At 69.4% G+C, this 21603-nt stretch carries 17 protein-coding genes; 7 read left to right on the top strand and 10 right to left on the bottom strand.

Features of this window, described 5'->3' with window-relative positions; translation table 11 throughout:
• The 3 genes from ASE34_RS18335 to ASE34_RS06120 all read right to left on the bottom strand — a co-directional run.
• Window positions 1–800: DUF222 domain-containing protein (locus ASE34_RS18335; RefSeq protein ID WP_056277532.1), on the bottom strand; the 800-nt coding region annotated here is incomplete at its 3' end.
• Window positions 801–1245: 445 nt separating this feature from the next.
• The gene (locus ASE34_RS06125) at window positions 1246–2061 is read right to left on the bottom strand and encodes an SDR family NAD(P)-dependent oxidoreductase (RefSeq protein ID WP_056277529.1); all 816 of its coding nucleotides are present in this window, start codon (window positions 2059–2061) and stop codon (window positions 1246–1248) included.
• Window positions 2062–2133: 72 nt separating this feature from the next.
• Window positions 2134–2880, bottom strand: a complete 747-nt coding sequence (locus ASE34_RS06120; RefSeq protein ID WP_056277525.1) for an SDR family NAD(P)-dependent oxidoreductase — start codon at window positions 2878–2880, stop codon at window positions 2134–2136.
• 243 nt (window positions 2881–3123) lie between these two features.
• Between ASE34_RS06120 and ASE34_RS06115 the strand changes: the two genes are divergently transcribed.
• The 3 genes from ASE34_RS06115 to ASE34_RS06105 are packed head-to-tail and all read left to right on the top strand — an operon-like array spanning window position 3124 to window position 7099.
• Window positions 3124–4581, top strand: coding sequence for an APC family permease (locus ASE34_RS06115; protein WP_056277523.1), 1458 nt, complete (start codon window positions 3124–3126; stop codon window positions 4579–4581).
• A gap of 33 nt (window positions 4582–4614) precedes the next feature.
• Window positions 4615–5454: a molybdenum cofactor biosynthesis F family protein gene (locus tag ASE34_RS06110; RefSeq protein WP_056277520.1), complete on the top strand. Its 840-nt coding sequence runs from the start codon at window positions 4615–4617 to the stop codon at window positions 5452–5454.
• Between the two features lies 1 nt (window position 5455).
• Window positions 5456–7099, top strand: coding sequence for an amidohydrolase (locus tag ASE34_RS06105; RefSeq protein ID WP_056277518.1), 1644 nt, complete (start codon window positions 5456–5458; stop codon window positions 7097–7099).
• A gap of 181 nt (window positions 7100–7280) precedes the next feature.
• On the opposite strand, the gene ASE34_RS06100 is transcribed toward ASE34_RS06105, so the two are convergent.
• The 3 genes from ASE34_RS06100 to ASE34_RS06090 all read right to left on the bottom strand — a co-directional run bounded on the left by ASE34_RS06100 (window position 7281) and on the right by ASE34_RS06090 (window position 10758).
• Window positions 7281–8744: a GMC family oxidoreductase gene (locus ASE34_RS06100; protein ID WP_056277515.1), complete on the bottom strand. Its 1464-nt coding sequence runs from the start codon at window positions 8742–8744 to the stop codon at window positions 7281–7283.
• On the bottom strand, window positions 8741–10186 hold the full coding sequence (locus tag ASE34_RS06095; RefSeq protein WP_056277512.1) for an aldehyde dehydrogenase family protein: 1446 nt from the start codon (window positions 10184–10186) through the stop codon (window positions 8741–8743). Before ASE34_RS06095 ends, ASE34_RS06100 begins: the two co-directional genes overlap by 4 nt.
• Window positions 10187–10320: 134 nt before the next feature.
• On the bottom strand, window positions 10321–10758 hold the full coding sequence (locus ASE34_RS06090; RefSeq protein ID WP_187250130.1) for an Lrp/AsnC family transcriptional regulator: 438 nt from the start codon (window positions 10756–10758) through the stop codon (window positions 10321–10323).
• 151 nt (window positions 10759–10909) lie between these two features.
• On the opposite strand from ASE34_RS06090, the gene pdhA reads away from it, so the two are divergent.
• The 4 genes from pdhA (at window position 10910) to ASE34_RS06070 (ending at window position 15901) form a co-directional block, all read left to right on the top strand.
• Window positions 10910–12010: a pyruvate dehydrogenase (acetyl-transferring) E1 component subunit alpha gene (gene pdhA, locus ASE34_RS06085; protein WP_056277509.1), complete on the top strand. Its 1101-nt coding sequence runs from the start codon at window positions 10910–10912 to the stop codon at window positions 12008–12010.
• Window positions 12007–13035: an alpha-ketoacid dehydrogenase subunit beta gene (locus ASE34_RS06080; protein ID WP_056277507.1), complete on the top strand. Its 1029-nt coding sequence runs from the start codon at window positions 12007–12009 to the stop codon at window positions 13033–13035. Before pdhA ends, ASE34_RS06080 begins: the two co-directional genes overlap by 4 nt.
• Complete coding sequence (locus ASE34_RS06075; protein WP_082586518.1) at window positions 13032–14432, top strand: dihydrolipoamide acetyltransferase family protein; 1401 nt, start codon at window positions 13032–13034, stop codon at window positions 14430–14432. The genes ASE34_RS06080 and ASE34_RS06075 overlap by 4 nt, the downstream gene beginning before the upstream one ends.
• 149 nt (window positions 14433–14581) lie before the next feature.
• Complete coding sequence (locus ASE34_RS06070) at window positions 14582–15901, top strand: MFS transporter (protein ID WP_056277770.1); 1320 nt, start codon at window positions 14582–14584, stop codon at window positions 15899–15901.
• Window positions 15902–15954: 53 nt separating this feature from the next.
• Here the strand turns inward: ASE34_RS06070 and ASE34_RS06065 are convergent, their stop codons facing one another.
• From ASE34_RS06065 to dhaK, 4 genes are all read right to left on the bottom strand, one after another.
• Window positions 15955–17244 (bottom strand): sensor domain-containing protein, encoded by a 1290-nt coding sequence (locus ASE34_RS06065; protein WP_056277504.1) that lies wholly within the window; start codon window positions 17242–17244, stop codon window positions 15955–15957.
• A 144-nt stretch (window positions 17245–17388) separates the two neighbouring features.
• A complete protein-coding gene (gene ptsP, locus ASE34_RS06060) occupies window positions 17389–19854 on the bottom strand; it encodes a phosphoenolpyruvate--protein phosphotransferase (RefSeq protein WP_082586517.1) in 2466 nt (821 codons plus the stop codon).
• Window positions 19854–20495, bottom strand: a complete 642-nt coding sequence (dhaL, locus tag ASE34_RS06055) for a dihydroxyacetone kinase subunit DhaL (RefSeq protein WP_056277501.1) — start codon at window positions 20493–20495, stop codon at window positions 19854–19856. The genes ptsP and dhaL overlap by 1 nt, the downstream gene beginning before the upstream one ends.
• Window positions 20495–21487, bottom strand: coding sequence for a dihydroxyacetone kinase subunit DhaK (dhaK, locus tag ASE34_RS06050; protein ID WP_056277499.1), 993 nt, complete (start codon window positions 21485–21487; stop codon window positions 20495–20497). Before dhaK ends, dhaL begins: the two co-directional genes overlap by 1 nt.
• Window positions 21488–21603: the final 116 nt, after the last annotated feature.

Here is a 21603-nt window from a genome sequence, read left to right as displayed (position 1 = left end):
GCGCCCTCGCTCGGGGCGAAGTGCACTCCGGGCATGGGCGCGCCGCCACCTTTGGGGTTGAGGATCGCGTCCAGGATCAGCTGCAGCTGCGCCGCGACGTCCGGGGTCAGATACCCGCGGATCGCGTGCACGCCGTCCGTGAGACGACCGATCGTGATGCCCCGGCGTCGACGGGAGTCYTCATCCTTGGGTTCTTCCCCATCGGGGTCGAACATCGACGCGAGATCCTCGGCAAGAGCTTTCAAGTCCTGCGGGGTCGGCGCCGGACCCGGCTCATCAGCCTCCAGGCCCTCATCATCAGCGTCGACCACGACGCCGTGGCCGCGAGCACACCCCGCCAACGCGACATCCGCCGCCAACCGCTGATCSACCGTCAGCCGATCCCACACCTTCTCRATCGGCCCCGTCGCCGCAAGAAACCCGGCCACACCGACCACCCCATCCAGCAACGCGAGACGCAACTCCGACCACCGCGCCGGCATCCTCTCCCCCGCCAGACTCACCGGCCTCCGCACCAGATCGACGACCCTGTCGACCCGGGACGCGCCCCGCACATCCACCGACACCGCCCGCTGCAACAGCTCATTCAGCCCCCGACACCCCGCCGAATGCGGAAAATCCGCCGCGTCGCCCGTCGCGATCGTCTCCACGATCACCGCCTCGACCCGGCGGAAGACAGCACCCGCACCCTGCAGAACAGTCACCCGATCCGCATCCGACAACCCCGCCAGCGCGYCRTCGGACAGCACCGTGTCGAGGTCGGCGATGACCCGATCCAGAAGCTCCGCAGTGCTGTTCATACCCCCAGTCAACCCCGGGCCACCGACATCCGAGACCCGAAACGACCTCGAATTACCCCAGATCAGATCCGTATTCCANCCAGCGCGCCGTCGGACAGCACCGTGTCGAGGTCGGCGATGACCCGATCCAGAAGCTCCGCAGTGCTGTTCATACCCCCAGTCAACCCCGGGCCACCGACATCCGAGACCCGAAACGACCTCGAATTACCCCAGATCAGATCCGTATTCCACTCTCCCGGAATGGCACAGCGCAGGCGCCCAGATCGCGCGCGAGATGCGGGGAAACCCCAAGAGGCGCGACCGACAGGAGGAAGCGGGGAAGAGGCGAAAGACGGGATACGTGAGAACGGAGAACACAGAGGCGTCATCGGAGCGCGAACGACCGAACCGGGAACGAGAGCGCCCACACCGGGGACGACCGACCATGCACCCGAGCGACCGCCTCCTACATCCCCGCCCGGTCGAAGGCGATCGTCGGCACATCCACGACGTGTGACCCGCCATCCGCCACGATCACGGCACCGGTGACGTACGACGACTCCCCCGATCCCAGGAACCGCACGACCGACGCGATCTCCGCCGGCCGAGCCGGGCGCCGCAGCGGCACATCCGCCGTGACGGTCGCATACGCCTCTTCCCGCGAGCCCAGCCCGGCATGGGTGGCGAACTCGTCCATCTCGTCGTCGGCCATCGGCGTCTGCACCCACCCTGGACACACCGCGTTGACGCGCACACCCTGCCGTCCGTAGTCGCGGGCGAGGGTCCGCGTCAGCCCGATCAGCGCGTGCTTGCCCACGGTGTATCCCGCCACCGACGGACCCGCGAAGAGACCTGCGAGAGACGACACGATCACGATCTGCCCTTTCGCCTCGATCAGCGCAGGCAACGCCTCTCGCGCCATGACGAACGCCGTGGTGAGGTTCGCGCGGATCGCCGCATCCCAGCTGTCGTCGTCGGTGTCGGCGACCGGCGAGAAGCCGTGTCCGCCGGCATTCGCCACCAGCACGTCGAGGCGCCCGAATGTCGCGAGCACCTCCGCCACCGCTGCCTGCGCCGATGCGGTGTCCGCGGCATCCGCGATGATCGGATGCGCGCCGACGGCGTCGGCCACGGCGCGCAGCGGATCGGGCCGACGCCCCACGACCACGACGTGCGCCCCTTCAGCGGCATACCGTTCGGCGATCGCCGCCCCGATGCCGGTACCCCCGCCGGTGATCACGATGACCCGCCCGGAGACCGTCGATCCCACTGCACTACCCATGTTCGCTCCTGTTCTCGCCGCGCTCACGCGCTCTCGCCGCGCTCGTGCGCGGGTCCGTCGTCCCCGTGACCATCAGGCCGGGAATCCTGATCGGGCCGAGTACCCGAAATCACTGAGGATGGTCGTGCCGTTGATCGCTCTGCTGCGCGGCGACACCAGATACAGCACGTGTGAAGCGACGTCCTCGGGCGACTGCACCTCGAAAGTCGGGGAGACGAACGCGTGCTCCCCGAGGTCTCCACGGCTCATCGGGGTGTCGACGATCGACGGCGCCACCGTGTTCACCCGGACATCAGTGCCGGCGAGATCCACCGACAACGATCGACCCAGCTGCACGAGCGCGGCCTTCGATGCGCAATAGGCCGCCATGCCGGGCGACGACACGAACGCCGAGTCGCTCGCGAGCAGCACGACGGATGCCGAAGCCGACGCCCGCAACGCGGGAAGGACCTGCGCGAGAACCAGGAACGCCCCCGTGACATTGACCGCGAACACGGCGTTCCAGTCGTGAAGCGAGATCTGCTCGATCGTCGATCCGACCGGACCCGAGATCCCCGCGCAGCACACGACCGCATCCACCCCGCCGAGCTCCTCGACGGACGTGGAGACCGCCAGCGCGACCTGTGTCTCGTCGGTGACATCGACCACCCGGACCACAGCGTCACCGCATCCGCGTGCCGTCTCTGCGAGCGCAACGGCATCCCGATCGAGGAGCGCCACGCGCACCCCCTCCGCGGCGAGCGCGCGGGCGGTCGCGCGGCCGATACCGCTCGCGGCGCCGGTGATCAGCGCGGTCGTGCCCGTCAGCTGCAGGTCCATGATCTCCTCGAGACATCGCCGCGGCGCCAGCGGCGCTCCGCGAGGACGGCGGTGTCATCACCGTCATCCTGCTCCGCCGGATCCGGGCCGGGAACACGACCAGGACGGCTGTGCGCGCTGGCACCATCGTCCTTCGCTCAGGGTCAACCGCCGCGCTCCCGGCACGAGCAGACTCGCTGTATCGACGAACCCCTCGTCGTCGATGCCGTGCCGACACGGCCGTCACCGAGCAAAGGAGCCGACGTGGCAGACCCGATATCTGCGTCCACGACGCAGCAGGACCACACCTCTCTTCGACCCGGCGCGCTGGGCGTCGCCGGGATCGTCTTCCTCGTGCTCGCCGCCGTCGCACCACTGACCGGCATCGTCGTGGTCGCCTCGCTGGCGATCGCCCTCGGAAACGGCGGCGGCACGCCGATGGCCTTCTTCATCGTGGCCGCGATCCTGCTGCTGTTCGCCGTGGGATACGCGCAGATGTCGAAGCAGCTGGTCAACGCCGGCGGCTTCTACGCCTTCGTCGTGAAGGGCCTCGGTCGCACCGGCGGTCTGGTCGCCGGCCTCATCGCCACGCTCGGCTACAACTTCTTCGTCGTCGGCACGATCGGCACCAGCGGCTTCTTCATGCAGAACATCATCCGCGACCTCACCGGCCTCGACGTGCACTGGCTCATCTGGGGTCTGCTGTCGATCGTCGTGTGCTTCGTGCTCGCACGGGTCGGGGTGGACTTCTCGTCGAAGATCCTCGGTGTGTGCCTCGTGCTCGAGGTGCTGATGCTCGTGGTGTTCGACGTGTCGGTGCTCGTGCAGACCGGATACGACGTGGCCGCGTTCAGCCCGGAAGCCGTGTTCTCGGGGTCGCTGCCGATCGGCCTCCTCCTGGCCGCGACGGGCTTCCTCGGCTTCGAGGCGACCGCCCTGTTCAGCGAAGAGGCGAAGCAGCCGCTGCGCACGATCCCGCGGGCGACGTACACCTCGATCATCGCGATCGGCGTGATCCTCGGCGTCACCACCTGGGCGGTGGTGAGCGCGACCGGCGTCGCGCAGGCGCAGGCAACCGCTCTCGAGCACCTGCCGACGGGCGACCTGATCTTCATGCTGTCGCAGCAGTACCTCGGGGGCCCGCTGACGACCGTGATGATGATCCTGCTGCTGGTCAGTCTGTTCGCGGCGATGCTCGCGTTCCACAACTCCGCGACGCGCTATCTCTACTCCCTCGGGCGCTCGCGGATCCTGCCGCACGCTCTGGCCCGCACGCGCCGCAACGGCGCCCCGCAGCTGGCAGGAATCGTGCAGGCATCGTTCGCGGCGCTCGTGGCGATCATCTTCGCGATCGCCGGTGCCGACCCCATCCTCACGCTCGTGCCGGCGATGCTCGGCTTCGGCACCCTGAGCGTGCTGATCCTGCAGGGGCTCGCCGCGATCTCGATCGTCGTGTACTTCCGCCGTGCCGGCGATCCACGATGGTGGAGCACGTTCATCGCTCCGGGGATCGGATTCCTCGGCATCGCCGCGATCTCGGTGCTGGCGATCGTGAACTTCAACATCGTCGCCGGATCCGAGGAGCTCGCCATCCGTCTCATGCCGCTGCTGCTCGTGGTGGCGCTGATCGGCGGCATCGTCTACGGCGCCTATCTCAAGCGCTCCCGGCCCGCCGTGTACGAGGGCCTCGCATCCGACCTCGAGCGTTTCAGCGACCGCTGACGCTCCCGCAACCCCACTCACCTGAGGAGAGACATGACGACCCTGAACCCCGCAGACACCTCCACCTGGCTCCCGCTCGAGGGCCTGGCTCCCGGCTTCGACGCGAACAAGGCTCCGCACACGGCCGCATTGAGCGGTCGGGAGATCACCGTCGTGGACGCCCGCGGAACCCGCATCTCGCACCGGTTCGCCGACACCACAGTCGCGTGGGACTACCGGCCCGGTGCCGACGACACGACAGCACCCGCCTCCGACACCGACGACTACGAGGCGTTCGAGGTCGACGACGACCTGTACTTCGTGCAGTTCCATCACAACTACCTGCCGAACGAAGCAGTGTCTCTGATCGTCGACCTGCGCCACGGCCGCGCCCTCGCCGTCATCTCGGTGATCCTGCCCGCGCCCGAGCAGGGACGCACCCGCGTGCAGCACGTCTTCGCGCCGAGCATCATCGACGGAGCGACCGTGACGGGCGCAGAGCCGGCGCCGACGACGACGCTCATCGGTCGCCGGGTCGAGTGGATCTACAGCGAAGAGCACGCCTACGAGCACGTGTACCTCTCGGAGCGCTGGTACTCATGGCAGTGCCTCGCCGGCCCCGAGCGCGGCCTCGCAGACACCGACGAGAACAGCGTGTGGGAGGTGCGCCCCGGGATCTACGTCTTCGCGTGGCGCGAGAAGGTCATCCCCTGCGCATCGGTCACGATCGCCGACCATCGGGACGTGAACGCGATCCGCTCGCACGGGGTTCTCTTCGGGCTCGACGAGTCGGGTGAGGTGCCCACGCACTTCACGTTCGGCGCTCACGGCCGACTGCTCTCGACGACCCATCACGCGAACGGCCTCGAGCCGGCGCTGTTCGGAACCCTCTGAGATGACGACGGCCGAGCTCATCGTGACGGGCTCGGTGATCCGCACGGCGGATCACCGAGCACCGATCGTCGAGGCATTCGCGGTGCGCGACGGGCGGATCCTCGACGTCGGCACGCGGGCCGAGATGGACGCGCACCGCGGCCCGGACACGAGGATGCTGGATGTCGGCGATGCCGCGGTCTACCCCGGCTTCGTCGACGTGCACAACCACCACGCTCTCGCCGGGCGCACCGAGCTGTTCGAGCTCTCGCTGCCGCCCTCGCTGGGCCTCGACGACATCCTCGACCTCGTGCGCGAGAAGGCCAGCGCGCTGCCGCCCGACGCGTGGATCGTGGGCGGCCCGGTGTCGACCACTCTGCTGCCCGGCCTCGCGAACAGCGCGGTCAGGCAGCGTCTCGATGAGGCGGCCGGCGGTCGCCCCGTCGTCCTGGTCGAGGACTCGAGGCACAACAGGTGGGCGAGCACGCGGGCGCTGCAGCTCGCCGGGATCACCGCCGACAGCATCCCCTCCGGCGGAGTCACCGTGCTCGATCCCGATGACGGCACGCCGACCGGGGTGCTGTTCGAGGCAGCGGGAATCCCGGTGCAGGAGGCCTACGATCGCAGCGGTGGGCTGACGGGCGAGCAGCACGTGGCCGCGTCGCGCCGCGGCGTCGAGATCCTCAATTCCTACGGCATCACAACCTTCCAGGATGCCGGAGTGTCGACCGACATCCTCGCCGCCCTCGCGACCCTCGACCGGTCGCACGAGCTCACCGCCTGGGTCGTCTCGTCGCTGCTGATCAACGATGAGATCTTCGGGTTCGATCCGATCGGCACCCCGCTCATCGACCTCGGTGAGCAGTTCCGCACCCCGCACCATCGGCCCGACTTCGTGAAGATCTTCCTCGACGGAGTGCCACCCGCGCGCACGGCGTCGTTCCTCGAGCCGTACATCGCGGATGCCGTGCACGGCGCGCACTTCCACGGCGAGACGACGATGGACTTCGACGAGCTGCACACCTGGCTGCGGTCGGTGGCCGAGCGCGGACTCGGCGCCAAGGTGCACTGCACGGGAGACGGATCGGCGCGTCTCGTGCTCGACGTCGCCGAGCGCATCCGGTCCGACGGCTTCACCACCCCGATCCAGATCGCGCACGGCCAGTTCCTCGCCGACGACGACATCCCGCGCTTGCGAGCCCTCGACGTCTCGGCCGACATCTCGCCGTTCATCTGGTTCCCGGGTGTGATCCCGCAGGCGCTGGCCGAGGTCCTCGGCGACCGCGCCGAGCATTCGCAGCCCAACCGTGCCCTGCTCGACGCCGGCGCGCTCGTCGCCGGCGGCTCGGACTGGCCGGTGAGCGAATCGCCGAACACCCTCGAGGGGCTGCAGGGTCTCGTCACGCGCGCCGATCCTCTCGGCCGAGCGCCCGGCGTCCTCTGGCCCGAGCAGGCGATCACGGCGGAGGAGGCCCTGCAGGTCTTCACGATCAATGCCGCGACCGCGATGGGCCTCGGCGCGGAGACCGGATCGCTGACGCCGGGCAAGTCCGCGGACTTCGTCGTGCTCGCCCGGGATGCGATCGCCGGCCCGGCCGACGAGATCGTGCACACTCCCGTGCGGTCGACGTGGTTCGCCGGTCGCGAGGTGTACTCCGCGGGCTGATCACGTCGCATGCCGTGCGCGTCTTTCCCTGCGGGGTCGATGACGCACCGCTCAGCAGCGATTCGGATGCGTTGGTGACCCCGCATGCGGGACGACACGCAGGTTCGATCTCGCACGCCGGATGAGACGCTGATGCCCCCTTCCACCTACTCGGCAGGAGGGGGCATCGCGAGCGTCGACGTCAGCGTCCGAGCAGGAACCTCGCCCCCAGCTCGCCGATCATCGCCGCGGGGGCGTTGGTGTTGCCCGTCGGAACGGTGGGGATCACCGACGCGTCGATCACGCTCAGCCCCTCGAGACCGCGCACCCGCAGCAGCGGGTCGACCACCGCCTCGGCATCCGATCCCATCCGGCAGGTGCCGACCTGGTGGTGGTAGGTGATGGCCGTGCGGCGCACCCAGTCGTCGATCCCGTCGTCCGACACGTCGGGGCCGGGGTACACCTCGGTCGCTCCCCATTCCTCGGCGAGCGCCGGCTGCGCGCCGATCCGGCGGCACTGACGAACCGATGCCGCGAGCGCTGCCACATCCCTGTCGTCTTCGAGCGCGGCGAGGTCGATCAGAGGCGGGTCCGCGAGATCCGGACCGGACAGGGTGAGCCCACCGCGGCTGTACGGCGTCACGAGACCGGCCATGAGGGTGAATCCGTCATCCCCTCGAGGTTCGAGCTCGCCCCACATCGGCACCGAGAAGTGGATGGGCTGAGTGTCGGGCTCGGCGAGGTCGTCGCGGCTGCGCCAGAACAGGTGCGACTGCGTGACCGAGACGCCCGGCCGCGGCGGTCCGACCGGCCTCTCGGTCGTGAAGATGACCGGTGAGAGCAGATGGTCGTGCAGGTTCTTGCCGACGCCCGGTGCATCCAGCACGACGGGGATGCCGAGCGCGGCGAGCTCGTCGGCGGGGCCGATGCCAGATCGCAGGAGGATCACGGGCGATCCGATCGCACCGGCCGACAGCACGACCTCGTCGGCGAAGACCTCCTCGGAGTCGGCGCCCGAGCCGAGTCGGACTCCGACGGCGCGGCCCTCCTCGAAGATCACCGAATGCACCTCGCGCTCGGTGAGGATCGTGAGCCTGTCGACGACCGGCTGCGCGTAGGCCATCCACGTGTTCACCCGCCGGCCGTCGCGGATCGTCACCTGCTGCTGCGAGACGCCGTCGAGGGTGCCGCCGTTGTAGTCCGGGTTGCGGGGCAGCCCCTCTTCGACGGCTGCGTCGATGATCGAGGCCTGGATCGGCGAGAGCTCGTAGTCGTCGGTGACGGGCAGCACATCGTGCTCGAGCGCGGCGAAGACGGGTTCGACCGTGCTCCAGCCCCACCCCGTCGCGCCCGCGCGTTCCCAGGCGTCGTAGTCGGAGGCGGCGCCGCGCACCCAGATCATGGCGTTGAGCGCATGCGAGCCTCCGGTGACCTTCCCGCGCGGCAGGTGCAGTCGGCGTCCGCCGGCGTGCTTCTGCGGAACGGTGAAGAAGTCCCAGTCGTCGGCGGAGTGCCACAGCTCCCCCGCCCTCGACGGGTCGTGGATCGCCGGATTCGCGTCGTATCCTCCGGCTTCGATCAGCGTCACCTCGACGCCGGCGTCCACCAGGCGTCGCGCGACGATCGCGCCCGAGGTCCCGGCCCCGACGACGATCGCGGACCTCATGCCTGCGCCTTGCGGCCCGGCCCCGACACGACCTGCGTCACGGCGACGGACTTGAGCCCCTCGACACCGAACTCCAGGCCGTAGCCCGAGCTCTTCACGCCGCCGAACGGCACCATCGGGTGCAGCCCGCCGTGCGAGTTGATCCACACCGTGCCGGACTCCATGCGCGTCGCGGCCTCGCGGGCGGCGTCCGGATCGCTCGACCACACCGATGCGCCGAGACCGACGTCGACCGAGTTGGCGAACGCGAACGCCTCGTCGACGTCGCTGTACCGGATCACCGGCAGCGCCGGACCGAACTGCTCCTCCTGCACGAGGGCCGCGTCGTTGTCGATGTCGGCGACGATCGTGGGGCGATAGAAGAGCTCGCCGAGCTCGGGAGCCGCCTCGCCGCCCGTGACGACACGGGCGCCGCGACCCTTCGCCTCGTCGACCAGGCGCGACACGATGTCGAACTGGGCGCGATTCTGCAGCGGACCCAGCACGTTGTCCTCGTCGAGCCCGTTGCCCATCGGGACGGATGCCGCGATCTCGGCGAGCGCGGTGACGACCTCGTCGTAGACGGAGTCGTGCACGTAGAGGCGCTTCATCGCGGCGCAGGTCTGACCGGTGTTGATGAAGGCGCCCCAGAAGAGGTCCTGCGCGATCGCCGACACATCGGTGCCCGGTAGCACGATCCCGGCGTCGTTCCCGCCGAGCTCGAGGGTGAGGCGGGCGAGGTTGCCGGCCGAGCTCTCGATGATGCGTCGCCCGGTGGCGGTCGATCCGGTGAACATGATCTTGTCGATGTCGGGGTGCGAGGCGAGGCGCGCACCCACCTCGCGATCGCCGGAGACACCGATCAGAACGTCGGCGGGCAGCACGTCGTTCATCACCGCCAGCATCGCGAGGACGCTCAGGGGCGTGTACTCGCTCGGCTTCGCGACGACGGTGTTGCCCATCCGCAGCGACGGACCGATCTGCCAGATAGTGATCATGAGCGGCCAGTTCCACGGACCGATCGCGCCGACCACTCCGGCGGCCTTGTAGACGAGCTCGGCGTGCAGGGTCTCGTCGTCGACGAGCACCTGCGACTCGAGCGGGAGCGACGCATTGGTGCGCAGCCAGGCCGAGCACGCACCCAGTTCGAAGCGCGCGTTGGGGCCGTTCAACGGCTTGCCCTGCTCGCGCGAGAGCAGGTGCGCGAGCGCCTCGGCGTTCGCGTCGATCGCATCGGCCGCAGCGATCAGCAGCTCGCTGCGCTTCGCGTGGCCGAGGGACTCCCAGCCGGGCTGAGCGGCTCGCGCTCGCGCGATCGCATCGTCGAGGTCGCTGACCGAGTGCTCGGGCGCACGACCCATGACCTCGCGTGTGGCGGCATCCGGGATGTCTCGCCCCGCGCCCTCCGGCGCCTGGATGCGGTCGAGCAGCGCGGCGGCTGCGGATGCGGCGGATTCGGACATCGGGACTCTCCTTCGAGCGGGACGCGTGCCAAGGATCTGGCGGGTCGTCTCATTGTCGAACGCGATGCGACAGCCCACTTGTCGCGGAGCGCGCCGCAGATGTCCGAGTGCGAAGGGATGTCCTCCGCACCCGCTCAGATCAGGGTGAAGTCCTCGAAGATGAGGGTCGTGCGTGTGGAGCGGATCGAGGGGATCGCCTGGATGTCCTCCAAGACGATGCGGCGGAGGTCGCGCGCGTCGCTCGCCCGCACGAGCAGGATGACGTCGAAGTCACCGCCGACGAGCGCCATATGCTCGATCTCGGGAATCATCCGCAGCCTGGCGCTGACCTCCTGCCAGGTGGCCTGCTCGATGGCGAGTGTCACGTAGGCGCTCGCATGGTGGCCGAGCAGCACGGGGTCGGTGCGCACCGAGTAGCCGGTGATGATGCCCGCATCGGTCAGCCGCTTGATCCGTGCGTGAGCGCCCGCTCTCGAGATGTGCACGGCCTCGGCGATGGCGGTCATCGACGCCCGGGCGTCGATGCGCAGCTGCTCGAGAATCGCGTGATCGGTGTCGTCCAGCGTGATCATGGAACCCCTTCGTCCTCTGCCTGAATTCTGACATTTCGTCACGGAGGTGAGCAAGTAGATCGCATTCGTCCACGATGCGCCGAATGTTCTTGGACGTCTGTCGCGAGGAGAGCATGCTGGCGTCATCGAGTTCGGCAAGGAGGGCGAACGGATGGAACACGCACACCTGCTCCCGCGCGACACGGCGGTGCAGCTCATCGACGCAGAGGGCCGTGTCGTCGACGACCCGCACTTCCCGCTGCCGGATACGGACACCCTGCTCGCCGCCTATCGCGGTCTCGTCGAGGGGCGCCGCATCAACGATCAGGCCAGCGCTCTCGTCCGCCAGGGCCGCCTCGCCGTCTACCCGTCGTCGCACGGTCAGGAGGCGTGCCAGATCGGAGCGGCCCTCGCCCTCGACGCCGGCGACTGGCTCTTCCCCACGTATCGGGACTCGGTCGCGGTGATCGCCCGGGGTGTCGCACCGGCCGAGGCGATGGTGCTGCTGAAGGGCGACTGGCATTCGGGCTACGACGTACGAGCGCACCACGTCGCGCCCCAGGCCACTCCGCTCGCCACACAGCTGCTGCACGCGGTCGGCTTCGCGTATGCCGCGAAGAAGCGCGGAGAGCAGACGGCCGTCCTCGCACTGTGCGGCGACGGTGCGACCAGTGAGGGCGACTTCCACGAGGCGCTGAACTTCGCCGCCGTCTTCCGTGTGCCGGTCGTCTTCCTCGTGCAGAACAACGAGTTCGCGATCTCGGTGCCGCTCAGCCGCCAGACCGCCGCGCCGTCGCTGGCCCACAAGGCGATCGGATACGGGATGCCGGGGCAGCGCGTCGACGGCAACGACGTCGCCGCCGTGCTGGCCGTTCTCGGCGAGGCCATCGCACATGCCCGCTCGGGCGACGGTCCGACGCTCATCGAGGCGCACACCTATCGGATGCAGGCGCACACGAACGCCGACGACGACACGCGCTATCGCGAGCGCGCCGAAGTCCAGGCGTGGGTCGAGCGCGACCCGCTGACGCGACTGCGAGCACACCTGACGAGCGCCGGCGTCCTCACGGCCGACCGTGAAGCCGAGTACGCGGCGGAGGCCGAGAAGACCGCCGCGGCGATGCGAGAGGCGCTCAACGTCGATGCCGAGATCGATCCCGAGGATCTGTTCCGCTTCGTCACAGAGACCCGCTCTCCGCAGCGCGAGGAGCAGTGGCAGATGCTGAGGGACGAGATCGCACGCAACCACGCAGCAGCCGGAGGTGCACGATGACCATCGCCCACGACGACATCCGGGTCGGCACCCGCGCACTGTCCGTGTCGACCATGAGCATGGCCGCCGCACTGAACCTCGCCCTCGCGGATGCGATCGAGAGCGATCCCGAGGTCGTCGTCTTCGGCGAGGACGTCGGAGCGCTCGGCGGCGTGTTCCGCATCACCGACGGACTCACGGCGCGGTTCGGCGAGGACCGCTGCTTCGACACCCCGCTCGCCGAATCCGGCATCGTCGGCACAGCCGTCGGCATGGCCATGAACGGCATGCGTCCCGTCGTCGAGCTGCAGTTCGACGCCTTCGCACTGCCGGCGTTCGAGCAGATCGTCAGTCACGTCGCGAAGCTCGGCAACCGGACGCGCGGTGCGGTGCGGATGCCGCTCGTGATCCGCATCCCGTTCGGCGGCGGCATCGGCGGGGTCGAGCACCACTGCGACTCCTCCGAGGCGTACTACGCGCACACCCCGGGCCTCACCGTCGTGAGCCCGTCGACTCCCCAGGACGCCTATTCGCTGCTCCGGGCGGCGATCGCCTCGCCCGACCCGGTGATCTTCCTCGAGCCGAAGAAGCTGTACTGGACGAAGGGAGAGGTCGACACCTCGGCGACGGCGGACATCGGCTCCGCCCGCATCGCCCGCGAGGGCACCGACGTCACCCTGCTCGCCTACGGCGCCTCGGTGCCGCTCGCGCTCGAGGCCGCCGATGTGGCGGCATCCGAGGGGCGCAGCGTGCAGGTCGTCGACATCCGTTCGCTGTCCCCGTTCGACGACGCCACGGTCACCGCCGCCGTGCGCGCGACCGGACGAGCGGTCGTGATCGCCGAGGCTCCCGGATTCGCCAGCGTGGCCTCCGAGATCCAGGCGCGCGTCTTCGAGCGCTGCTTCGAGTACCTCGAGGCTCCGGTGCGCCGCGTCACCGGATTCGACACCCCCTACGCCCCGCCCAAGCTCGAGCACTGGTACCTGCCCGACGTCGACCGCGTGCTGGACGCCATCGACTCGCTGCACTGGGAGGACGAGTCATGACGGCGCTGACCACCCACGTCTTCCGGCTGCCGGACCTCGGCGAGGGACTCACCGAGGCCGGACTCGTGCAGTGGCTCGTCTCCGTCGGCGACACGATCGTCACCGACCAGGCGATCGCCGAGGTCGAGACGGCGAAGAGCGTGGTCGAGCTGCCCTCGCCCTTCGCCGGCGTCGTCACCGCCCTGCACGGAGAACCGGGCGAGACCATCGACGTCGGAGCGCCGGTGCTCGAGGTCGCCGACGGCGCTTCTTCTTCTGCGGATCCTTCCTCGGCGGACGCTCCGGACACCCATGCGGGAGGCGATCTCCGTGCGGATGCCGGCGATCCGGAGCAGGAGGCGTACCGCGAAGAGGAGCGCGCAGGGTCCGGCAACGTCCTGATCGGCTATGGGACCACGGAGCGCGGCGCGACCGGCCGACGGCGCCCGAAGGCGACGGCGGCATCCGAGATGCCACGCGAGAAGCCGGACGCGAACGCTTCGGAACGACGGCCCGTGGCCGTCCGCTCTCCCCTGGTGCGACGACTCGCCCGCGATCTGGGACTCGACGTCCACGCCATCGCCCCGACCGGCCATGACGGCGCCGTCACGCGCGCCGACGTGCTGGCGGCCGCTGTCGACGACGCCGTCGACGGGGCAGCGGCGCAGCATCGCCGCGATGATCACCAGCCGCAGTCCGCGAACGCCGAACGTCTCGATGGCCTCGCCGTCGTCTCCCGTGAGCGGATGTCCCCGCTGCGCAAGGCGGTCAGCGCACGACTGACCCGCAGCCGCTCCGAGATCCCCGAGGCCACGGTCTGGGTCGACGTCGATGCCACCGAGCTCTGGAATCTGCGCTCCGAGATGGTTCCGGCCGGCGGCAGGGCACCGTCGATCACCGCCCTCGTGGCACGCTTCGTCGTGTTCGCGCTCGCGGAGCATCCGGTGCTCGCCTCCCGCCTGAGCGACGACGGGTCGGAGATCATCTCCTTCGACGGCCTCAACCTCGGCGTCGCCGCCGACACCGAGCGCGGCCTCCTGGTGCCCGTCATCCCGCGGGCGCACGAGCTCACCGTCGAACAGCTCGATGTCGCGCTGCGCGAGCTGTCGGCGACGGCGCGTTCGGGGGCGATGCCTCCGGAGCGGCTGCGGGGGTCGACGTTCACCCTCAACAACTACGGCGGGCTCGGGGTCGACGGCTCGGCCGCGATCATCAACCACCCCGACGTCGCGATCCTCGGCATCGGTCGCATCATCGAGCGCCCGTGGGTGATCGACGGTCAGATCGTCGCCCGCCGCGTCGCTCAACTGTCACTGGTGTTCGATCACCGCGTGTGCGACGGCGGGTATGCGGCGAGCTTCCTCCGCCGCGTCACGGAGCTCATCGAGCATCCGCTGCGCGCGTTCGGCAAGGTGTGAGGGCGTCTGAGTCGCGCGGTCGCAGATGTGGGGCTTGGGTCGCCCGGCCACCGTGCGCTACTCTCGTCAATTACTGACCGATCATTCGGTAAGTAGCTCGGGGTGACGCAGCGTCGCTCCTCCGCACCCGCAGAACAATGGAGTTCTTCATGACGTCAGCAGTATCCGCGCGCACCTCGACGGCGCGAATGCCCGCCGAGGAGCGGCGAGTCCTCGCCAGCACCCTGGTCGGCACCTCGATCGAGTGGTACGACTTCTTCATCTACGCGCAAGCAGCCGGCCTCGTGCTCGCGCCGCTCTTCCTCGCCCCGATCGCTGAGGAGAACAAGGGGTTCGCGCAGATCCTCTCCTTCGCCACGATCGGGATCTCCTTCCTCTTCCGCCCCTTGGGAGCCATCGTCGCCGGGCACCTGGGCGACAAGCTGGGCCGCAAGAAGATGCTCGTCTTCACGCTCGTGATGATGGGACTCTCCACCTCGCTGATCGGCGTGCTGCCGACCTACGCCGCGATCGGCGTGGCCGCTCCGATCCTTCTCATCGTGCTCCGCATCCTGCAGGGGTTCTCGGCGGGCGGCGAGTGGGGCGGAGCGGCACTGATGGCCGTCGAGCACGCCCCCACGGCCCGCCGTGGGCTCTTCGGCGCCTTCCCGCAGATCGGCGTCCCGATCGGCATGATCCTCGCCACAGCCACGCTCTGGGTGCTGACGAGCTCGATGTCCCCCGAGGCTTTCCTCGAGTGGGGCTGGCGGATCCCGTTCCTGATGTCGATCGTGCTGATCGCCGTCGGCTACGTGATCAGGCGCGCCGTCGACGAGAGCCCCGTCTTCGAGGATCTCCGTCGTCGTCGTCAGGAGGCCTCCGCGCCGCTGGGTCGCCTGTTCCGCAAGAACACCAAGCAGGTCGTGCTCACTGCCCTGATCTTCATCGGCAACAACGCCGCCGGGTACCTGCTCATCGCGTTCTTCGCGACCTACGCCGTCACCGCCCTCGGCATGGAGCGTCCTCCCGTGCTGCTGGCGACGACGCTCGCGTCGTTCGGCTGGCTCATCTTCACGCTCTGGGGCGGCCACCTCTCCGATCGTCTCGGACGCGTCCGCACCTTCCAGATCGGGTACATCGCGCTCGCGCTGTGGGCGGTGCCGATGTGGTTCCTGATCGACACGGCGAACATCTTCTGGTACTTCGTGGCGCTGTTCGTGATGACGTTCGCGCTCGGGCTCTCGTACGGCCCGCAGGCGGCTCTCTATGCCGAGATGTTCCCGGCCAACGTCCGCTACTCGGGCGTCTCGATCGGATACGCGCTGGGTGCCATCCTCGGCGGGGCGTTCGCACCGATGATCGCGGAGGCTCTGATGAACCAGTTCCAGGCGGCCTGGACGATCGGCGTCTACATCGCCATCACGGCGGTGATCTCCCTCATCGCCGTGTCGATGGTGAAGGAGACCAAGGGCGTGGATCTGCACGCCTGATCATCGTCTTCCCGGCATGCTGCGGGCCGGTCGGTCATCCGACCGGCCCGTCGTCAGCCGAAGACCAGCGGCGTGCGTACCGTCGCGTCCTCGACCGTGATGCCGACGATCGTCGCCCCCTCCTCGAGCACCTCGCGATCGGCTTGGAAACGGAAGACCTGCCCGTCGCGCGTCGTGACGGCGTAGAAGTGATCGCTCGACGACACGACCTCGACCACGGTGCCTCCGGGGTGAGCAGCCATCGCATCCGCGACGGGGGCGCCGAGGCGGATATCACCTCGCGACGGCAGCGCGGCTCCGTCACCGACGGTGTCGCCGAGGCTACGGTCGCTCCCGACGGTGATCGACCAGACGGCATCGCCGGCCTCGACGGGGCGCACCAGGATCGTCCCCGCCTCCGCGGGGGCGATGAGCTTCCACGGGCCACCGTCGTACTCGGGTTCGACGACCTGCGCGTCCTCGCCGGCGGCGGCGATCGCGGACTCGACCGAGTCGCCGAGTCGGAGCGGACCCACGCCGCCGACTCCGACCTGCCAGTCACTCCACGCGGTTCCGGGATCGCCGGACGGGTCTGTCTCGGCGATGGGCGGGTTCTCGGTGAGCTCCTCGACCAGCCCGGACCGGGCCTCCTCGGCGCGTTCTCGAAGCAGCAGCGCCGCCGCCTCGGCGTCGAAGTCGCGATCGCCGCTGAAAGGCTGCCACAGCTGCACGATCACGTTCCCGGTCGAGGCGAACGCGCTGAACGACCGCCAGTCCAGCGCCGCATCGATCAGCGAGCCCGCGAAGGCCCGGGTGTTCTCGGACGCTTCGGGGATCACGGCATCGAAGGAGACGGTTCCCTCTTTGACGAACTCGGCGCACTGCTCGGCCGCCTGGAGCAGCTGATCCATGCGGCCCTCGGCGTGAGCCTCGTCGGCGAACTGCATGATCGTCATCCGGCCGAAGCCGTTCGTGGGATCCGTCGGCACCTGCCACTCGATCGTCCTCGCCCCGACGCTGCCGAGTGACTGCTCGGCGTAGAGAGCGTCGCAGATCGGCGGATCCGCAGGGAGGCTTCCTCCGTCCGATATCTGTTCGAGGACCGGCGACGGATCGCCGACGTCCGTGGCGTCCGGAACGATCCCCACGATCTCCTCGGGGGCGAGCGCGAATGCGTCGAGCTCGTCGCCGACGAACACGATCGGTCCGGCATACGGCTCGGGCGCGGCGGTCGTCCGGGACGGCGATGGCGACGGAGGCGATGACGTCTGGGGACTCGGGGCGCAGGCGCTCACGGCGGCCACGGCACCGATCCCGATCAAGGCGAGCGTCACTCGCGCTCGACCCGTGATGAAGACAGCCATTGAATCCTCCGACCTCGTCATTCGCCGATGCAGACGTCCCCTCCTGGAGCCTAGGCGCGCTGGGACGACCTCGACCAGGAGCCCGTGCATGTCGAGATCAGAATGATGCCGGAGAGCGCATATGTCGTCGACGGGACGACCGCGTCACTCTCCGTTGAGTACGGCGGCTGCGGCGGCGCGGGCATCGACAGCCGTCGCTGCTCTCAGGACCGCTTCCGCAGCGGCATCGCACTGTTCGCCCGTGACGCCCGCGAGCGCCGCCGCGACTCGACCCAGCGCACGGGGTGTCATCGACAGCGACGTGACGCCGAGCCCCACGAGCACGGCGGCCAGAGCGGGATCGGCAGCGGCCTCGCCGCATACCCCCACCGGCAGGCCCCACCGGCGTCCGGCCGCACCCGCCTGCCCGATCAGTCGCAGCACGGCCGGCTGCCACGGATCGTTCAGATCGCCCAGCTCTCCGAGCAGTCGATCAGCCGCGAGCGCGTACTGGGCGAGGTCGTTGGTCCCGATGCTCACGAAGTCGACGACCTCGAGCATCTCCGACGCGAGGAGCGCGGCGGAGGGCGTCTCGATCATCACCCCCACAGTCTCCAGTCCGGCTTCTCGCGCACGCTCCGCGAAGTCGCGTGCCTCATCGACCGTGGCCACCATCGGAGCCATCACCTCGACGAGTGCCGACTCCGCCCCCGCGGCGAGCGCCAGTGCCCTGAGCTGATCGTCCAGCAGCTTCGGGGCCCGTCGCGCGATCCGGAGTCCCCGCACGCCGAGGGCGGGATTGTCCTCCGCGTCGGAGTTCGCGAAAGGCAGCGGTTTGTCACTGCCGGCATCGAGCGTGCGCACCACGACCCTCTGCCCCGGAAACGCGGCGAGGACACCTCGGTAGGCGTCGACCTGCTCCTCGATCGTCGGTGCGTCGGCGCGGTCGAGGAAGCAGAACTCGGTGCGGAAGAGACCGACGCCCTGGGCCTTCGAGGCAGCGGCCACGACGGCCTCGGCCGCTCCCCCGACATTGGCGAGGAGCGGGATGCGCCGTCCGTCGGCGAGCACCCCCTCGCCGTCGAACGGCACCACGAGCGACGCGGCCTTCGCCTCGGTGACGCGAGAGGTGCTCGGGTCGACCTCGACCGTGCCCCGATCGCCGTCGACGAGCACGACCGCACCGCGCGGGATCCCGGTCGCGCCGATGACTCCGACCACAGCGGGGATTCCGAGCGACCGGGCGATGATCGCCGTATGCGAGGTGGGGCCACCCTGCTCCGTCACGAGAGCGACGCAGTTGCCGCCTTCCAAGGCTGCCGTGTCCGCGGGGGCGAGATCCGACGCGACCAGCACGAAAGGCTCCTCACGCTCGGGAACGCCCGGCATCTCGACCTCGAGGATCTCCGCGATCATCCGATCACGGACGTCGCGGATGTCGGCCGCTCGCTCGGCCATCCGCCCACCGAGAGCCGCGAGTCCTCTCTCGTGCGCCGCCGATGTCTCCCAGATGGCCCGCGCGGCCGTTCGACCCCGCGACCGCACGAGGTCCGCCGCCTCGGCCACCAGTTCGGGGTCGGAGGCCAGCAGACGCGACGCGTCGAGGATCGCCCGAGCCTCGCCGGTCGCCGCCCTCGTGCGCGCCCGCAGCTGGTCTGCCACCGCCACTGCGGCCCACTCGATCGCAGATGCCTCGGCCTCCCGATCACCAGGCGCGACGACGGTGCTCTCCTCCGGCTCACGCACGGGCGCGGCGAGGAGCACGGCCTCGGCGGCGACCCTGCCCGAGCTCACGCCGCGACCACGCAGCACGTCGCCTGCCCGGACGGGAGGGGACTCGAGGGCTGCCTCTGCAGCGTGCGCCCCGACCGACCCCGAGGCGACGGCGTCGACGTCCGTGCCTTCACCGAATCCGTCGTCGAACAGGGCCACCAGTCGGTCGAGCGCCCCCTCGGCGTCGGGCCCGAGTGCCGACAGCTCGATCCGGTCGCCCTGCCTGGCACCGAGGATCAGCAGGCGTGACAGGCTCGCACCCGACGCCTCAGCGCCGTCGGGCAGTCGACGCAGTCGCACATCGATGCCCGCCGATGCCTCGGCGATCAGAGCCGCCGGTCGCGCGTGGATACCGAGCGGATTGCGCACGACCACCGTCCGCGTCACGGCACCCGACCGGTCGGTCGATGCGGACTCGATCGGAGCGGCTTCCGTCGACGGGTCCTCGAGCTGGCCGCTCTTGGCGGCGAGCGCGATCGACGCCTCCCCCGCGACGACGTCCAGCGATGCGCCGGCAGCGGCCGACACGACGGCCGCCAGCAGCCCTTCCACGAACGGCGCGGGGGCGAGGCGCACCGGCACATCGCTCGTCCGCAGCTCCAGCGCGAGCTCGGCGCTCAGCACTGCGGAGCCGAGATCCATCAGCACGAGGACACCGTCGCAGTCGGCGGCCAGCTCGTCGATCGCCGCGGCGACAGCGACGGCATCCGTGCCGAGGACGGGCGCGCCGTCGGCATCCGTTCCGGCGCCCGCGGCGACTCTCACTCGCGCTCCCCCGCCCTGCACCATCTGCAGGGCGAGCTCCAGCGCCGCCTCCCCGAGTCGAGCACTGTGGGAGACGGCGACGATGCCGATCATCAGGAGGATTCCGCGGTCGCCTGGGCGAGGGACTCGAACAGCAGTGTCGTCGACGCCGCACCGGGGTCGAGATGGCCGGCACTGCGTTCCCCGAGATAGCTCGCACGTCCCTTCCGGGCGACGAGCGGTTCGGTGGCATCCCGACCGGACGCGGCAGCCTCTGCGGCCGCCGCCGTCGCGGCAGACAGGTCTCCCCCTCCGGAGATCGCGGCGTCGAACGCGTCCACCGCGGGCGCCATGGCGTCGAACATGGTCTTGTCGCCGGCCTCGGCCTTGCCGCGAGCGACGATGCCATCGAGTCCGGCACGCAGCGAGCCGCCGAGTCCGGCGCCATCGAGCTCGGTCACGGGCCCTGCAGCCATCCCCATCCGCAGGAACAGCGTGCCGTAGAGCGGCCCGCTGGCGCCTCCGACCGAGCTCACGAGAGTCATGCCGACGGTCTTGAGCAGCTCGTCGACCGTGTCGGGCACACCCGAGTCGAGCTTCGCCACGACCGCATCCATGCCACGGGCCATGTTCGCGCCGTGGTCGGCGTCTCCGATCGCCGAGTCCAGCTCGGTGAGCCATTCGCGCTTCTCGGCGATGACGTCGCGGAACCGCCGGATCCAGTCGGCCAGGGCCGCGGTGTCGATCGCCGCCATCATGCCCCCCACCGCAGTCCGGGGGTGTTGACGGGTGCGTCCCACAGCCTGAGCAGCTCGTCGTCGGCCTTCAGCACCGTGAGCGAGCAGCCGGCCATGTCGAGCGAGGTGATGTAGTCGCCGACCAGGTTGCGGGCGATCTGCACTCCCGCCTGCTCGAGCAGCGCGGCCACCTCGCCGTACATCAGATACAGCTCGATCAACGGGGATCCGCCCATGCCGTTGAGCATCACGATGGCGGGACCTGAGACGTCGAGATCGGCGAGGATCGGCTCCACGAGCTGCCGGGCGATCTCGGATGCCGGCGCCAGTGGCTCCCGGTGCCGACCGGGCTCGCCATGGATGCCGATGCCGATCTCCATCTGGTCCTCGGGCAGATCGAACGTCGGCTTGCCCGCTGCGGGAACCGTGCAGCTGGTGAGCGCCATGCCCATCGACCGCCCCTGTCCGTTGATGCGCTTCGCGAGGGCGACGACGGCATCGAGATCCTGCCCCTCTTCAGCCGCGGCGCCGACCAGCTTCTCGAGCAGCACCGTGAGTCCGACGCCACGACGCCCTGCCGTGTAGAGCGAGTCCTGCACGGCGACATCGTCATCGACGATCACGGTGCCGACCTCGATGCCCTCCATCGAGGCCAGTTCCGCCGCCATCTCGAAGTTGAGCACGTCTCCCGTGTAGTTCTTCACGATGTGCAGCACGCCTGCCCCGCGATCGACGGCCTTCGTGGCGGCCTGCACTCGATCGGGGGTGGGCGAGGTGAAGACCTCGCCGGCGACGGCGGCGTCGAGCATGCCGAGGCCCACGTATCCCCCATGCAGCGGTTCGTGGCCGGACCCTCCACCCGAGACGATCGCGACCTTCCCCTCCGCCTTCGGCGTCGAGCGGGTGATCACGTGCGTCTCGAGGTCGACCGAGAGCTCCGGATGCGCGAGTGCGACGCCGCGCAGCGACTCGACCAGCACATCGGCGGGGTTGTTGATGAGCTTCTTCATCGTTCGATCTCCTTTGATCTCTACGGCGGCGCTCTTTCGCAATATTGGAAAGTTATTCGTCAATGTCGAATATGCTCGGGCGCAGTCGAGTTGTCAAGATCGACCTGACGACCGAT

Origin of the sequence: Microbacterium sp. Root280D1, from assembly GCF_001428975.1 — a bacterium.
Classification (GTDB): Bacteria; Actinomycetota; Actinomycetes; order Actinomycetales; family Microbacteriaceae; genus Microbacterium.
This window is presented reverse-complemented; position numbering and strand designations above follow the sequence as displayed.

Coding starts and splice junctions, on each gene's coding strand:
- ASE34_RS06080 (WP_056277507.1), top strand. CDS start 12,007: ATGACCATCGCCCACGACGACATCCGGGTCGGCACCCGCGCACTGTCC.
- ASE34_RS06100 (WP_056277515.1), bottom strand. CDS start 8,744: ATGAGGTCCGCGATCGTCGTCGGGGCCGGGACCTCGGGCGCGATCGTC.
- ASE34_RS06110 (WP_056277520.1), top strand. CDS start 4,615: ATGACGACCCTGAACCCCGCAGACACCTCCACCTGGCTCCCGCTCGAG.
- ASE34_RS06075 (WP_082586518.1), top strand. CDS start 13,032: ATGACGGCGCTGACCACCCACGTCTTCCGGCTGCCGGACCTCGGCGAG.
- ASE34_RS06105 (WP_056277518.1), top strand. CDS start 5,456: ATGACGACGGCCGAGCTCATCGTGACGGGCTCGGTGATCCGCACGGCG.
- ASE34_RS06095 (WP_056277512.1), bottom strand. CDS start 10,186: ATGTCCGAATCCGCCGCATCCGCAGCCGCCGCGCTGCTCGACCGCATC.
- pdhA (WP_056277509.1), top strand. CDS start 10,910: ATGGAACACGCACACCTGCTCCCGCGCGACACGGCGGTGCAGCTCATC.
- ASE34_RS06120 (WP_056277525.1), bottom strand. CDS start 2,880: ATGGACCTGCAGCTGACGGGCACGACCGCGCTGATCACCGGCGCCGCG.
- ASE34_RS06065 (WP_056277504.1), bottom strand. CDS start 17,244: ATGGCTGTCTTCATCACGGGTCGAGCGCGAGTGACGCTCGCCTTGATC.
- dhaL (WP_056277501.1), bottom strand. CDS start 20,495: ATGGCGGCGATCGACACCGCGGCCCTGGCCGACTGGATCCGGCGGTTC.
- ASE34_RS06070 (WP_056277770.1), top strand. CDS start 14,582: ATGACGTCAGCAGTATCCGCGCGCACCTCGACGGCGCGAATGCCCGCC.
- dhaK (WP_056277499.1), bottom strand. CDS start 21,487: ATGAAGAAGCTCATCAACAACCCCGCCGATGTGCTGGTCGAGTCGCTG.
- ptsP (WP_082586517.1), bottom strand. CDS start 19,854: ATGATCGGCATCGTCGCCGTCTCCCACAGTGCTCGACTCGGGGAGGCG.
- ASE34_RS06090 (WP_187250130.1), bottom strand. CDS start 10,758: ATGATCACGCTGGACGACACCGATCACGCGATTCTCGAGCAGCTGCGC.
- ASE34_RS06125 (WP_056277529.1), bottom strand. CDS start 2,061: ATGGGTAGTGCAGTGGGATCGACGGTCTCCGGGCGGGTCATCGTGATC.